Here is a 13,371-nt window from a genome sequence, read left to right on the forward strand (position 1 = left end):
GTGAGCAAGATCACGTTCATTTGTTAATTGAATACCCTCCTAAAGTACAATTAAGTAAATTAATTAATTCGCTTAAAGGTGTTAGCTCAAGACTAATGAGGAAAGAGTTTACAGAAATACACCGCAACTTATGGAACGGTGCGCTTTGGTCGCCTAGCTACTTTGCTGGATCTTGCGGTGGCGCGTCATTGGACGTATTAACAGCCTATATAGAACAACAAAATAGACCTAAGTAATGTTAATGCTACGCATTAAAGACTTACATCCCCGATATAAATGACGGGGTTTTTCATCAGGAACGATAAAATTTACACTTTAAACATGTATTTTTAACGGATTAACTTGTTAAAAATTGTTATTATTACAGTAATTAGACAAATAATTAGTAATAACATGAAATTAGCAGCAATACCCATGCTTATAATCGGTTTATGTGTTGGTTGTGCATCAACGCAAACGGTTACCTCAGAGCAGCTTAAACATACTCAATGGCAGTTATCACGTATTGATGGCCTAGCTATTCCGCCTTCGTTTAATGCGTCGGTGGGTTTTATTGAAGCACTGCAAGTCAATGGTTTTGCTGGCTGCAATAAATTTTTTGGTGAAGGTGAGCTGGACGATAGTAGCTTAACAGTTAACAAAATAGGGATGACCCGTAAGTCGTGTGGCCAACAACTTGATAAGTTTGAGCAGCAGTTACTACACGCACTGCAACAAGGCGCGCAGCTTAAAATGCAAGACCAGCAATTGGTAATGCAGGGCGAGAAAACATTTGTATTTATTGCGAAATAAAAAACGCCCTCTTGCAGGCGATTTTTAACTGGCGTACACTCAACGCTGATTTGCTAGATACTATTCGCAAATTAATAAATTACAAATACCAATTTGATACCCAAACAACTTAGCATTGCAGCTGCAGTTATAAGTGGCAAAGGTATATTTAATAATTGGTATTAATACTTGTCGGAGTGCCTAACTAAATAATTAGTTAAGGCTGAGATCGCGAAAGCGGGATCCGTGAACCTGATCAGGCTAATACCTGCGTAGGGAACAAGCTGCCTAAAATAGGACGCTTGTGCGTCTTTTTTTATGCGTACAAGTTATACCATCCGGTATTAAGTTCTGTTGGCTGCCAAGATTGGCTGTGACAGTAAACTGCTTAACCAATCTACGATCCAATGAGGCATTTTGCCTTCTCAATTCTTCGCACAAGACAACCCATAAACTATGAGGTAAGTCATGTCGAATACTGCAAAAAAATCATCGCGTCGTGAAACGCGAGCCGCTGCATCTGAATATATTTATAACTTAACGGGACAACCCTTTCCTAATTCGCACAAAGTGTATGTTGAGGGTACGCAAAACAACATTCGTGTAGGAATGCGTGAAATAACCCTAAGCGATACTTATATAGGCGGCAGTGATGAAAATCCAGTGTATGAGCCAAACGAGCCGCTACGTGTTTACGACACATCAGGCCCGTATACCGATCCAAACTTTAAGCTTGATGTACGCCAAGGCTTAGCAAAGTTTCGTGAGCAATGGATTGAAAGTCGCGGTGATACCGAGTTACTTGAATCAGTTACTTCACGTTTTACGCAACAACGTATGGCTGATGAAGGGCTTGATCATCTTCGTTTTGAGCATTTACCAAAAATACGCCGCGGTAAAGCGGGTAAAAATGTCACGCAAATGCATTACGCTCGCCAAGGCATTATTACCCCTGAAATGGAATACGTAGCGATACGCGAAAACATGGGGCGCAAAAAAATTCATGCTGAACTATTAGCCGCGCAGCATAAAGGCGAGTCGTTTGGGGCCAGTATTCCTGATTTTATTACGCCTGAATTTGTACGCGACGAAATTGCGCGTGGCCGGGCTATATTACCCAACAATATTAACCACCCCGAAACCGAACCTATGATTGTAGGGCGTAACTTTTTGGTAAAAGTAAACGCTAATATAGGTAATTCGTCGGTAAGCTCATCGATTGAAGAAGAAGTAGAGAAAATGGTGTGGTCTACTCGCTGGGGCGCCGATACCGTTATGGATTTATCAACTGGGCGTTATATTCATGAAACTCGCGAATGGGTAGTACGTAACTCGCCTGTACCTATTGGCACAGTTCCTATTTATCAAGCGCTGGAAAAAGTAAACGGCGTAGCGGAGGACTTAACCTGGGAGATTTTTCGCGATACGCTCATTGAGCAAGCTGAACAAGGCGTCGATTACTTTACTATTCATGCAGGTGTGCTACTGCGTTACGTACCAATGACCGCAAAACGAGTAACCGGTATTGTGTCGCGCGGTGGCTCTATCATGGCAAAGTGGTGTTTAGCGCACCATAAAGAAAACTTTTTATACACCCACTTTGAAGATATTTGCGAAATTTTAAAGCAATACGATATTTGTTTTTCGCTTGGCGATGGCCTGCGCCCAGGCTCGATTGCTGATGCCAACGATGAAGCTCAGTTTAGCGAATTGCGCACCCTAGGTGAGTTGACTAAGTTAGCCTGGAAACACGATGTACAAGTATTTATAGAAGGCCCCGGGCATGTGCCAATGCATATGATTAAGGCCAATATGGATGAGCAACTTAAACATTGCGACGAAGCACCGTTTTACACTTTAGGCCCGTTAACTACTGATATTGCACCTGGGTATGACCATATCACCTCAGGTATTGGTGCGGCTCAAATAGCATGGTACGGCTGCGCTATGCTGTGTTACGTAACACCTAAAGAGCATTTAGGTTTGCCAAATAAGGAAGACGTAAAAGAAGGTTTAATTACCTATAAAATTGCTGCCCATGCCGCCGATTTAGCAAAAGGTCACCCCGGTGCGCAAGAGCGTGATAATGCCCTATCAAAAGCGCGCTTTGAGTTTAGATGGCATGACCAATTTAATATTGGTTTAGACCCTGAGCGTGCCCGCGAATATCACGATGAAACACTCCCGCAAGAGTCGGGTAAAGTAGCGCATTTTTGCTCTATGTGTGGCCCTAAGTTTTGCTCAATGAAAATCAGTCAAGAAGTACGCGAATATGCAAAAGGTTTAGAAGCGCGTGGCATTGACCCTGCTAATGCTGCAGATACGATTACAATAAAAATGATTGATGTAGAAGCACAAATGAAAGCTAAGTCGGACGAGTTTAAAAAAACCGGATCAGAAATATATCATAAAGCGATATAAATCAGCTTAAGGTGTTGGGCTGCGGGCAGCGAGGGCTCGCAGCTAAAAGGAACTTTTATGTTTTACAATATAGCGGTAGTGGGGTTTGGTTTAACCGGTAGGTTGGCGGCGCTTGAGCTGAGTAAGCAACACCGAGTTACTGTATTTGAGGCAGATGATGAGCACTCTCAAAACAGCGCAGGCAAGGTGGCTGCGGCTATGCTTGCTCCTCTTGCTGAGTCGGTATTGTGCGAGGCTGATTTAGCTTTAATGGGGCTTGATTCTATAAAGCGTTGGCCTGGGATTATTGATGAGCTTGATAGTGGGGTTTTTTTTCAGCAGCAGGGCACATTAGTTGTCGCGCATCAGCAAGATAAAGGCGATTTACAAAGCTTTGCTCAGCGGCTAAAACCGTTAGCTAATTATACCGGGGAGTCGGTGAATTCCCAGCAAATTGAAATGTTAGAGCCTGAGCTTGCTAATCGTTTTAGTCAGGGATTATTTTTACCCTGTGACGGGCAAATAGATAATCAGGCATTTTATCAAGCCAGCTTTACACAGCTCAACAAACGCAAAGTAAAGTTTGTATTTAATCAACGGGTAACGATTAGCGATAATAAAATTAATAACCGAGAGTTTGATTATATTATTGATTGCCGAGGGCTTGGCGCAAAAGATGACAAGCCTCTGCGGGGCGTACGTGGAGAAGTAGCTAGGTTATACGCGCCAGAGGTGAGTTTAACGCGACCCGTGCGCTTAATGCATCCGCGTTACCCCATTTATATAGCGCCTAAACCCAATAATGAATACGTAATTGGCGCGACTGAAATAGAGTCGCAAGATACAGGCCCAGCCACAGTGCGCTCTGCTTTAGAGTTACTTTCGGCGGCTTATACGGTGCACAGCGGTTTTGCCGAAGCGCGGCTATTAAATATTCAAACAGGGTTGCGCCCGGCATTTAGCGATAACCGCCCACAAATAACACACGTTGGGCGAGTCATTAGTATTAATGGCTTATATCGTCATGGTTACATGTTGGCGCCAAGTTTAGTGGCAAATGCCCTTTTATGCATAGAGTGAAAATTAAATGAACATAACAATTAATGGTGAGTTAATAGCTATTAGCAGTAATAAGCTCATTAACTGTTTGCAAGATTTTGGTGGTGTTGCGCCATTTGCGGTGGCGATTAATGGTGAATTTATACCGCAAAGCCAGCATAGCGATTATCAATTAACTGAGGGTGATAGTATTGAGTTGCTCTCGCCGATTCAGGGCGGATAACAGCTATGCTAAATAATGACTATTTAACTATTTATGGTGAGCAAATAAAAAGCCGATTGCTAATAGGCTCGGCGCTTTACCCGTCGCCTGCAGTGATGAATGAATCGATTGTTGCATCGGGCGCTGAAATAGTCACGGTGTCGCTTAGGCGTCAGCAAAGTGCGGCTGCGGGTGATGATTTTTGGCAGTTAATAAAAAATACTGGGCTTAAAATTTTACCAAATACAGCAGGGTGTCATAGTGTTAAAGAGGCCATTACGCTTGCTAAAATGTGCCGTGAAGTGTTTGCTACCGATTGGATTAAGCTTGAACTGATAGGGGACGATTACAACTTGCAGCCCGATCCGTTTGCACTGTTAGAAGCAACTAAAATACTGATCGACGATGGCTTTAAAGTACTGCCATATTGCACAGACGATTTAGTGCTGTGCCAGCGTTTAAATGCTTTAGGCTGTGAAGTATTAATGCCATGGGGTGCACCCATTGGTACAGGTAAAGGCTTGTTAAACAGTTATAATTTAAAAACAATCAGAGAGCGCTTACCTGAGGCAACGTTAATAGTGGATGCTGGTTTAGGTTTGCCCTCGCATGCCTGCCAAGCACTTGAACTAGGGTATGATGCAGTATTATTAAATTCGGCGATTGCCGGGGCGGGTTGCCCTATAACTATGAGCCGTGCATTTAAAGCCGCGGTAGAGGCTGGGCGTTATGCATATAACGCCAAAGCAATGCCTGAAAAAGACGTTGCAGCCCCTTCAACCCCGACTATGGGTATGCCATTTTGGCATCAAGAATAAGTGAGACGAATATGAATAACGTAGTATGGACGATTGCCGGCTCAGACTCAGGCGGTGGCGCAGGTATTCAAGCCGATATAAAAGCAATGCAAAGTTTTGGTGTGCATGGGTGCACTGCTATTACAGCACTGACTGCGCAAAATAGTTTAGGTGTTGAGGCAATTAATGCCGTATCTACCGATATTATTGAATCGCAGCTTTTGGCACTCGAAAAAGATATGAAAGCCAAAGTAATTAAAATAGGCATGCTGGCAAATGTGCAGCAAATTCAATTGATCAGTGAACATATAAGCCATTACAAAGCCAAATGGCCAGTGCCGCCTGTTATTGTTTACGACCCAGTAGCTATTGCTACTAGCGGCGATTTATTAACAGAGGAAGACACAGTTAGTGCGATTAAAGAATGCTTATTGCCGCTGGTGGATGTAATAACCCCAAATACGCACGAAACTCAGTTATTAACTGGCGTGTACTTAATTGGCCCCGCGGCAATAAAAGAAGCTGCCAATAAGTTATTAAGCTGGGGCGCAAAAGCCGTGGTTATAAAAGGCGGACATTGGGATTATCCAAGCGGCTACTGTATAGATTACTGCATAAATAATTTCACTCAAAAAGGCGAAGAATACTGGCTGGGAAATGAAAAAATTCAAACGCCACATAACCATGGTACAGGCTGCAGTATGGCCTCGGTTATTGCTGCTTGCTTAGCAAAAGACTACCCGTTAAAAGATGCGTTTATTTTAGCTAAAGCTTATATTAATCAAGGGTTGAAAGTAGCGGTGCGCTACGGAGAAGGAATTGGCCCAGTTGCACAAACCTCATTTCCAACCAACTTAGGTGATTACCCACAAGTAATAGAAGCGGGCAGTTGGTTAGGCGATGAACTCGATTTTGACGTTCCGCTTGATTTTAATATGGCTGCAGATTTTGCACCCTGCGAAATTAAATCATTAGGTTTATACGCAGTGGTTGATAGTGTTGACTGGCTAGAAAAGTGCTTACAACAGGGCGTTAAAACTGCGCAGTTACGAGTTAAAAATAAAGACGATGCACAACTTGACGAATTAGTGGCAAAAGCGGTGGCACTGGGAGAGCAATATAATGCGCAGGTATTTATAAACGACTATTGGCAACTTGCAATTAAGCATGGTGCATATGGTGTGCATTTAGGCCAACAAGATCTAGAAAGCACTAATTTAGCGGCGATTAAAAATGCAGGACTTAGGCTGGGGCTTTCTACTCATGGCTTCTATGAAATGCTCCGCGCACATAATTACCGGCCAAGTTATTTGGCATTTGGCGCTATTTATCCTACCACTACCAAAGATATGACAGGGCAAATACAGGGACTAGAAAAGTTATTTAAATTTGTCCCCTTAATGCAAAGCTACCCAACAGTGGCAATTGGCGGTATAGATTTAAAGCGTGCCAGCCAAGTTGCCAAAACAGGCGTTGGTAGTGTGGCTGTGGTACGTGCAATTAGCGAAGCTGATGATTATGTGCAGGCAATAAGTGCGTTGCAAGCGGCAATAAATTAAATGGGCCAGGTTAATAGCCAAATGAATGAACTTAGCGATAAAGAAATGCTGCGCTATAGTCGCCATATATTGCTTAAAGAAGTGGGACTTGCAGGACAGTTAAAGCTTAAGTCGGCAAGTGTTGCAGTAGTAGGTGCGGGTGGCTTAGGCAGCCCCGCATTGCTGTATTTAGCTGCTGCGGGTATTGGTAAGCTTATTTTAATTGATGATGATGCGGTTGAGCTTTCGAACTTACAGCGCCAAGTGCTTTATAAAGTAAATCACTTAGGGCAAAAAAAGGTGGTTGCAGCAGGTAAAGTGCTTGCAAGTCTGAATAACCAAATCACTATAATTACTCACGCTGAAAAGCTTACTCAAGATAATAGCGCAGCATTACTCAATAATGCGGATATTGTGTTGGATTGCAGTGATAACTTTACCACTCGTTACAGTGTTAATCGCTTTTGTGTACAGCATAAAACCCCATTAATCTCCGGTGCGGCACTGGCAACAAAAGGGCAGCTGATTAGCTTAGACTTAAGAAATGCTAATAGCCCGTGTTATGGCTGTATTTTTCCACAAAGCGATATTGCGCCGCTTATCAATTGTGATAACGCCGGAGTAATTAGTCCGCTGTTAGGTATTATCGGCTCAATGCAGGCGCAGCTGACACTCAATATGTTATTAGGTCATTCTAGCGATTGTGTGTTTATGAGTATTAATGCACTCACTTTGCAGCAGCAACAATTTAAAGTGGTGAAAGATATCGACTGTAAGGAGTGTAGGTAAAGCCACGGTTTCAGGTGTTAGGTATCAGGCAGAGATCAGCCAAACTCGGTATTTAAGCAAACTGTAGGCGAGTTGTTTTCCACCGCGATTGAATTTATAAACTCACTGAAAAATAAAAACCCCGCGTTTATTACCATAAACGCGGGGTTTTTTTACCTGATATCTATATCGATATCTATATCTTAATCATCAATTTTGGCAAACGGGGTGCCTAAGCGGGTCACTGTTTCAGGAAGTTGATCATCAAGAATATCCGCTTTGTCGTCGCCCCAAGCAAGTACCACGGTAGAGCCAAGTTTAAAGCGGCCCATTTCTTCACCTTTTTTGAGGCTAATAGCGTTTTCGCCCTTGGTTGGGTAGTTCCAGCTAAATACATCGCTACCAGCTGGTGGTGTTACTGTACCCGCCCAAATAGTTTCAATGCTGGCAACAATAGTTGCGCCAACCAGTACCATAGCAAGTGGACCTATTTCAGTTTCAAAAATAGCAACCACACGTTCGTTACGTGCAAACAAGTTAGGCACGTTTTGCGCAGTCAGCGGATTTACTGAAAATAAATCGCCTGGTACGTAAATCATTTTACTTAATGTGCCATCAATTGGCATATGAATACGGTGGTAGTCTTTTGGCGCTAAATAAATAGTTGCAAACTTACCGCCTAAAAATGGGGTTGTATCGTCTTTATTACCACCAAGTAGTGCTTGTAGGCTGTAATCGTGACCTTTAGCTTGAATTAGTTGGCCGTCAACAATATCGCCTAATTGGCTAATTGCGCCATCTACTGGATGAATAATAATATCGCTGTCTGCAACTATTGGGCGTGCGCCATCTTTTAACGGGCGGGTGAAAAACTCGTTAAAGCTTTCATAATAAGCAGGATCTGAGTGTTTAGCTTCACTCATATCTACTTTGTATTGCTTAATAAACAGTTTAATTAACGTGGTTGTTAACATACCCGCTTTAGCAGCGGCTAGTTTTCCTACTACGCGTGAAATAAAGTGTTTTGGCATTGCGTACTGCATTGCGATTTTAAATTTATCTAAACTCACTGGTTGTTTCCTAAATTATACGCGAGGCGCGCGAGAGCCTGCACGGCCATCGGCCATTGTTTCTAAAATTCTGTGGTAGCTGTCAAAGCGCAATTGCGAAATTTTGCCATCAGCTACGGCTTCTTTAATTATACAGCCCGGATCGTTTAAATGTTTACAGTCTCTAAATCGACACCCGCCTATAAATTCTCTAAATTCTTTAAAGCACCAAGTTACACGATCAACTTCTAAGTGCCATAAACCAAATTCACGTATACCTGGTGAATCTATTAAGTTACCGCCGCTTGGTAAATGATGTAGGCGAGATACCGTGGTGGTATGTTGGCCTAAACCACTGTTTTCAGAAACTTCTTTAGTTAGAATTTCAGCATCTGGAAGTACGGTATTAACTAAAGTAGATTTACCTACGCCACTTTGACCAACAAAAATATTGTTTTTACCAACGAGTACATCTTTTAATTCGTCAATACCATCGGTACTTATATTACTAACCAATAAAACTTTGTAGTCGAGCTTGCGGTATACATCGAGTACTTTTTGTATTTCACTAAGACCTTGCGCATCGATTAAATCTATTTTATTTAGTACTAAAATAGGCTCTATACCCATATCTTCGCAGGCTATTAAATAACGGTCGATAATACTTGGGGTAAATTCGGGTAATACTGCTGACACCATTAATATTTGGTCAATATTAGCAGCTATTACTTTTACACCGTCGTAAAAATCAGGGCGAGTAAGTTGTGACCGACGCTCTTGCGTTGCTTCAATTACACCAGCTAAATCGCCTTCGCTTACTTTAGCGCGACGAAACAGTACTTCATCCCCACACACTAAATTAGACACAGTGCGGCGTATATTACAGCGTAGTACTTCGCCGCTTTCAACTTCCACATCGGCATGTTGACCAAAACGACTGATCACAATAGCGCTTTCTACTTGGCCTAAATTATCGGTTTGCCATTCTTGCGCACCTTTTTTAGCAGGCCTTGCATCAGCACTGCTTATACGCTTTTGATGATTAGCCTTGATCTGACGAGACTGGCCTTTACTTAATTTTTTTTGTTTTGCCACAGGAGGCCTATAACCTTAGTTAAATGTCGACTTAGCTAAAAAATGCTTTAGCTCGACGTATGATGCTAATATGATATATCGAAATGCGCTGGATCTAAAGGAAAGCACCGCTTAGGTAATTATGAATATTAATAAATCAAACTTAATTTGGCTCGATCTTGAAATGACCGGACTCGAACCAGAGACCGATAAAATACTCGAAATTGCGACCGTTGTCACTGATGCTGATTTGAATATATTAGCTGAAGGGCCAACTATTGCCATTCATCAAAGTAATGAGTTGCTTGATAATATGGATGAGTGGTGTACCACTCAGCATGGAAAATCGGGTTTAACAGCACGCTGCAAGGCAAGTACTTACGACGAAGCCTACGCGGTTGAGCAAACAATAGCCTTTTTAAAACAATGGGTACCTGCAGGTGCATCACCGATGTGTGGTAACTCAATAGGGCAAGATCGTCGCTTTATGAATAAATACATGCGCGAATTGGAAGACTTTTTTCACTATCGTAATCTAGATGTAAGCACAATTAAAGAGCTAGCGCGTCGCTGGAAACCAGAGGTACTTGCACAAGTGAATAAAAAAGGCTCACATCTTGCGCTAGACGATATTAAAGATTCGATTATGGAATTAAAGGTCTATAGAGAAAAATTCTTTAATTTATAAAAAACACTTGCAAACACACTGTATTATTGTAGAATCCTGCCCCGCTCAAGACGATAACCCACGCGGGGTTAGTGTGTTTGAGTTGTATAAATATAAAGCAGGACTAGCTCAGTTGCTAGAATGTTGAACGCGACTTGTCGCGCACCAACGTAAAATAACTAAAGAAATAAAAATGCGGCACTAGCTCAGTTGGTAGAGCGCGACCTTGCCAAGGTCGAGGTCACGAGTTCGAGCCTCGTGTGCCGCTCCAATTTCTAACCAAAAGAAATTGAAGTTATTTATATAACTAGAAGTAAAAATGCGGTACTAGCTCAGTTGCTTGAATGTTGAACGCGACCTGTCGCGCACCAACGGACGAATTACTGACTACTTTATAATGCGGCACTAGCTCAGTTGGTAGAGCGCGACCTTGCCAAGGTCGAGGTCACGAGTTCGAGCCTCGTGTGCCGCTCCAATTTCTAACCAAAAGAAATTGCAGTGTTGAATAAAAATGCGGTACTAGTTCAGTTGCCAGAATGTTGAACGCGATTTGTCGCGCACCAACGGACGAATTACTAACTACTTTATAATGCGGTACTAGCTCAGTTGGTAGAGCGCGACCTTGCCAAGGTCGAGGTCACGAGTTCGAGCCTCGTGTACCGCTCCAATCTTTTATATCTATTAAAAATATCCCTAAATAAAAAGCCATAAAAAATTCTTATTTTAAATACAATCTTTCTCTATCTGATTTCATATGCAGTGAACTATCCAGCGACTGAAGAACACTAGGTTTTCTCGCTATGCATTCGATAAAAATTGCGTTAAAGCCTTTAGTAATTAGCAACGATAGTTACTCGCGAAGGGCAAGTTCTTTACCAATAAAGTGATGTGTTTTTACTGTGATAATTAATGGGTATGCGGCGGGAGTGAGGTTTAAGCTTTGATGAGGCGACTTGTTAAAACAACTCGCCCTGGATGGTTGCTACAATTCGCCTAGTACCACCGCTGTCTCGATGTTCACCTAAATAAACACCTTGCCATGTACCTAAAGCTAAATAGCCATTTGTAATAGGGATGCTTAACTCACAGCCTAAAATACTGGTTTTTATATGAGCTGGCATGTCGTCGTCACCTTCATAATCGTGACGATAATAGGGTTGGCACTGCGGAACAAATTCATTAAAGTGGCTCTCCATATCCATACGTACAGTAGGGTCGGCATTTTCATTAATGGTTAGGCTAGCTGAAGTGTGTTGAATAAATAAGTGCAGTAAACCCACTTTGTAATTTGTGAGTTCGGGGATTTGAATGAGTATTTCGTTATCAATTAAATGAAAACCTCGGATACGAGGTTTTAAAGTAATGACTTTTTGTTGCCAACTCATAACTTATCGAAACTCACTTCAATATTGGCGTTACCCGCATCGCAGGTAAATGGCATAAGTATTTTTTTACCTTGGCTTTTATGGGTAATTGTATGGTCTTTACCAGATACAACTATTGGAGTTGCCATATCAAAGTCGAAACCTTTTTGACCCAATAAGTTTTTAGCGCCACCTGTAACCATATTAGTAATTTCGCCTACCATATCGGTTACTTCTTCATTTATACTATCCGGACGTTCGCCAAGCATACGCTCCATGATAGTTAGTGCTAACTGCTCATCAAAAGTTATTGAAAAAGAGCCTCGTGTTTGCGGACCAACCATTCCGATCAGGCCTGATACATCACCACAAGCTTTCTCATCAGTTTTAATGCGTGGCTTACCTGGCTTTAATTGTGTTTGAGCCATTGTACTTAATACATTGATCAAAGAAGATAAAAAAGGGTTGATGAACTCTACATTCATATAAATTACTCTTAAATTGGTGCTAAAAAATAGCTATATAAAATATTTATATCGCTACTAAAACTATGCAGCTCTGCAAGACTCACACCTTCCATGTGCTTCTATTGTTTGCGCCGATACAACAAACCCACCTTCCGCAGCTAAACTATTTAGCTCATGCGAAATAACGGTTGAATGCAGTTCTTTAACAAATCCACAGGTATCGCAAATTAATAACTGTACAGGATGAATATGATCAAAATGATGGCACAACATAAATGCATTGGTGCTTTCAATTTTATGAATAAAACCAAGCTCAGCCAAAAAATCTAATGCACGGTATATCGTGGCAGGTTTAGCGCCAGTTTCTGTTACTTTTAATTGCTCGAGCAAATCATACGCGCCCACACCACCTTGCGCACTTGCAAGTAAACGAAATACCTTTTCACGGATAGGTGTAAATCGCGCACCACGGTTGTCACATACTTGTTTTGCTTTACTTACGAGTGATTCTATATTCATCGTTCTCTTATCCTTATGCTACCTTGATATAATATCACACTGTATTTAAGTTGCAGTGTTTAAATTAAACGCGTTTGTTAAAGCTATTCACTAAGGCGTGTTTATCTTTAGAGGTTAAATTAATAGTAGCGAGTTTGGTTTTAGGGAGGGCAGTACTTATTGTATAGTGTCGCTATTTTCCATTAATAAGCGATAACGCTTGTTTGGATATTTGCTTGTAGTAAATGAGCAAGTAAATAATACCTATGTAGTAGCTTCAGTACTATATAGTAAAATAATGAAGGCCATTAGTTTTAAACTACATTAAAAGTACATTGGCTTTCTCTAATCTCTAATTACTCAGGTTATTACTTATAAAGAATTGCATGACTTTTAGTTTTGTTTACTATTTGTGCATGCTTAATATGCGTAGCGTAATAAGCACACTTTATATTACCCAAACAATCGAGTGGTGCTTAAATTATGCACTGCTCAATACCAGCTTAGAATGTAAAACCAAGTCGAGTTACCCAAAATGCAGATGGTTTAGTATTGTTTTTAATCGTTTGGTTTAAATATCAAGCGAACAGCATTTTATTTTAAGTTTTCTTTAAAAAACGCTTGCGTAAAACTGGCTGCGCCCTATAATGCGACCCCACTGAGACGGCAGACAGCAACGCTTAGCGAGGCAAGAGTCAATCAGTGAGTCGAGTAAAA

The 13,371-nt window shown here is 41.6% G+C and carries 14 protein-coding genes, 3 tRNA genes and 1 riboswitch; of the genes, 12 read left to right on the forward strand and 5 right to left on the reverse strand.

Features of this window, described 5'->3' with window-relative positions; genetic code table 11:
* The 8 genes from tnpA to H5079_RS17765 all read left to right on the forward strand — a co-directional run.
* On the forward strand, positions 1-236 hold a 236-nt coding region (gene tnpA, locus H5079_RS17730), incomplete at its 5' end, for an IS200/IS605 family transposase (RefSeq protein WP_182684584.1).
* A gap of 157 nt (positions 237-393) precedes the next feature.
* Positions 394-792, forward strand: a complete 399-nt coding sequence (locus tag H5079_RS17735; RefSeq protein WP_041454338.1) for an META domain-containing protein — start codon at positions 394-396, stop codon at positions 790-792.
* A 162-nt stretch (positions 793-954) separates the two neighbouring features.
* Positions 955-1,067, forward strand: a riboswitch (TPP riboswitch).
* A 172-nt stretch (positions 1,068-1,239) separates the two neighbouring features.
* Entirely contained in the window at positions 1,240-3,192 is a 1,953-nt protein-coding gene (gene thiC, locus H5079_RS17740; RefSeq protein WP_220489015.1) for a phosphomethylpyrimidine synthase ThiC, read from the forward strand.
* A gap of 57 nt (positions 3,193-3,249) precedes the next feature.
* Entirely contained in the window at positions 3,250-4,251 is a 1,002-nt protein-coding gene (locus tag H5079_RS17745; RefSeq protein ID WP_182684585.1) for an FAD-dependent oxidoreductase, read from the forward strand.
* A 7-nt stretch (positions 4,252-4,258) separates the two neighbouring features.
* Positions 4,259-4,453, forward strand: a complete 195-nt coding sequence (gene thiS, locus H5079_RS17750) for a sulfur carrier protein ThiS (RefSeq protein ID WP_011327191.1) — start codon at positions 4,259-4,261, stop codon at positions 4,451-4,453.
* A gap of 5 nt (positions 4,454-4,458) precedes the next feature.
* Positions 4,459-5,250 (forward strand): thiazole synthase, encoded by a 792-nt coding sequence (locus H5079_RS17755; protein ID WP_182684586.1) that lies wholly within the window; start codon positions 4,459-4,461, stop codon positions 5,248-5,250.
* Between the two features lie 11 nt (positions 5,251-5,261).
* Positions 5,262-6,788, forward strand: a complete 1,527-nt coding sequence (thiE, locus tag H5079_RS17760) for a thiamine phosphate synthase (protein WP_182684587.1) — start codon at positions 5,262-5,264, stop codon at positions 6,786-6,788.
* A 21-nt stretch (positions 6,789-6,809) separates the two neighbouring features.
* Positions 6,810-7,556, forward strand: coding sequence for a HesA/MoeB/ThiF family protein (locus H5079_RS17765; protein WP_086993126.1), 747 nt, complete (start codon positions 6,810-6,812; stop codon positions 7,554-7,556).
* Between the two features lie 182 nt (positions 7,557-7,738).
* Here the strand turns inward: H5079_RS17765 and asd are convergent, their stop codons facing one another.
* Entirely contained in the window at positions 7,739-8,605 is an 867-nt protein-coding gene (gene asd / locus H5079_RS17770; protein WP_182684588.1) for an archaetidylserine decarboxylase, read from the reverse strand.
* A gap of 15 nt (positions 8,606-8,620) precedes the next feature.
* Complete coding sequence (rsgA, locus tag H5079_RS17775; protein WP_011327196.1) at positions 8,621-9,679, reverse strand: small ribosomal subunit biogenesis GTPase RsgA; 1,059 nt, start codon at positions 9,677-9,679, stop codon at positions 8,621-8,623.
* A 121-nt stretch (positions 9,680-9,800) separates the two neighbouring features.
* Here rsgA and orn point away from each other — a divergent pair, with 121 nt between their 5' ends.
* The 4 genes from orn to H5079_RS17795 all read left to right on the forward strand — a co-directional run bounded on the left by orn (position 9,801) and on the right by H5079_RS17795 (position 10,992).
* On the forward strand, positions 9,801-10,346 hold the full coding sequence (orn, locus tag H5079_RS17780) for an oligoribonuclease (RefSeq protein ID WP_011327197.1): 546 nt from the start codon (positions 9,801-9,803) through the stop codon (positions 10,344-10,346).
* Positions 10,347-10,520: 174 nt separating this feature from the next.
* Positions 10,521-10,596: transfer RNA gene (locus H5079_RS17785), tRNA-Gly, on the forward strand.
* A gap of 128 nt (positions 10,597-10,724) precedes the next feature.
* Positions 10,725-10,800: transfer RNA gene (locus H5079_RS17790), tRNA-Gly, on the forward strand.
* A 116-nt stretch (positions 10,801-10,916) separates the two neighbouring features.
* Positions 10,917-10,992 (forward strand) — tRNA-Gly (locus H5079_RS17795).
* A 289-nt stretch (positions 10,993-11,281) separates the two neighbouring features.
* On the opposite strand, the gene H5079_RS17800 is transcribed toward H5079_RS17795, so the two are convergent.
* The 3 genes from H5079_RS17800 to H5079_RS17810 form a co-directional block, all read right to left on the reverse strand.
* The gene (locus H5079_RS17800) at positions 11,282-11,710 is read right to left on the reverse strand and encodes a secondary thiamine-phosphate synthase enzyme YjbQ (RefSeq protein ID WP_089367755.1); all 429 of its coding nucleotides are present in this window, start codon (positions 11,708-11,710) and stop codon (positions 11,282-11,284) included.
* On the reverse strand, positions 11,707-12,174 hold the full coding sequence (locus tag H5079_RS17805; RefSeq protein ID WP_011327200.1) for a chemotaxis protein CheX: 468 nt from the start codon (positions 12,172-12,174) through the stop codon (positions 11,707-11,709). Before H5079_RS17805 ends, H5079_RS17800 begins: the two co-directional genes overlap by 4 nt.
* Before the next feature lie 63 nt (positions 12,175-12,237).
* Entirely contained in the window at positions 12,238-12,675 is a 438-nt protein-coding gene (locus H5079_RS17810; protein ID WP_011327201.1) for a transcriptional repressor, read from the reverse strand.
* Positions 12,676-13,371 lie beyond the last annotated feature (696 nt).

It is taken from the genome of Pseudoalteromonas sp. SG44-5, assembly GCF_014164175.1.
In the GTDB taxonomy this organism is placed as follows: Bacteria; Pseudomonadota; Gammaproteobacteria; order Enterobacterales; family Alteromonadaceae; genus Pseudoalteromonas; species Pseudoalteromonas nigrifaciens.

Coding starts and splice junctions, on each gene's coding strand:
- H5079_RS17735 (WP_041454338.1), top strand. CDS start 394: ATGAAATTAGCAGCAATACCCATGCTTATAATCGGTTTATGTGTTGGT.
- thiC (WP_220489015.1), top strand. CDS start 1,240: ATGTCGAATACTGCAAAAAAATCATCGCGTCGTGAAACGCGAGCCGCT.
- H5079_RS17745 (WP_182684585.1), top strand. CDS start 3,250: ATGTTTTACAATATAGCGGTAGTGGGGTTTGGTTTAACCGGTAGGTTG.
- thiS (WP_011327191.1), top strand. CDS start 4,259: ATGAACATAACAATTAATGGTGAGTTAATAGCTATTAGCAGTAATAAG.
- H5079_RS17755 (WP_182684586.1), top strand. CDS start 4,459: ATGCTAAATAATGACTATTTAACTATTTATGGTGAGCAAATAAAAAGC.
- thiE (WP_182684587.1), top strand. CDS start 5,262: ATGAATAACGTAGTATGGACGATTGCCGGCTCAGACTCAGGCGGTGGC.
- H5079_RS17765 (WP_086993126.1), top strand. CDS start 6,810: ATGAATGAACTTAGCGATAAAGAAATGCTGCGCTATAGTCGCCATATA.
- orn (WP_011327197.1), top strand. CDS start 9,801: ATGAATATTAATAAATCAAACTTAATTTGGCTCGATCTTGAAATGACC.
- H5079_RS17800 (WP_089367755.1), bottom strand. CDS start 11,710: ATGAGTTGGCAACAAAAAGTCATTACTTTAAAACCTCGTATCCGAGGT.
- H5079_RS17805 (WP_011327200.1), bottom strand. CDS start 12,174: ATGAATGTAGAGTTCATCAACCCTTTTTTATCTTCTTTGATCAATGTA.
- H5079_RS17810 (WP_011327201.1), bottom strand. CDS start 12,675: ATGAATATAGAATCACTCGTAAGTAAAGCAAAACAAGTATGTGACAAC.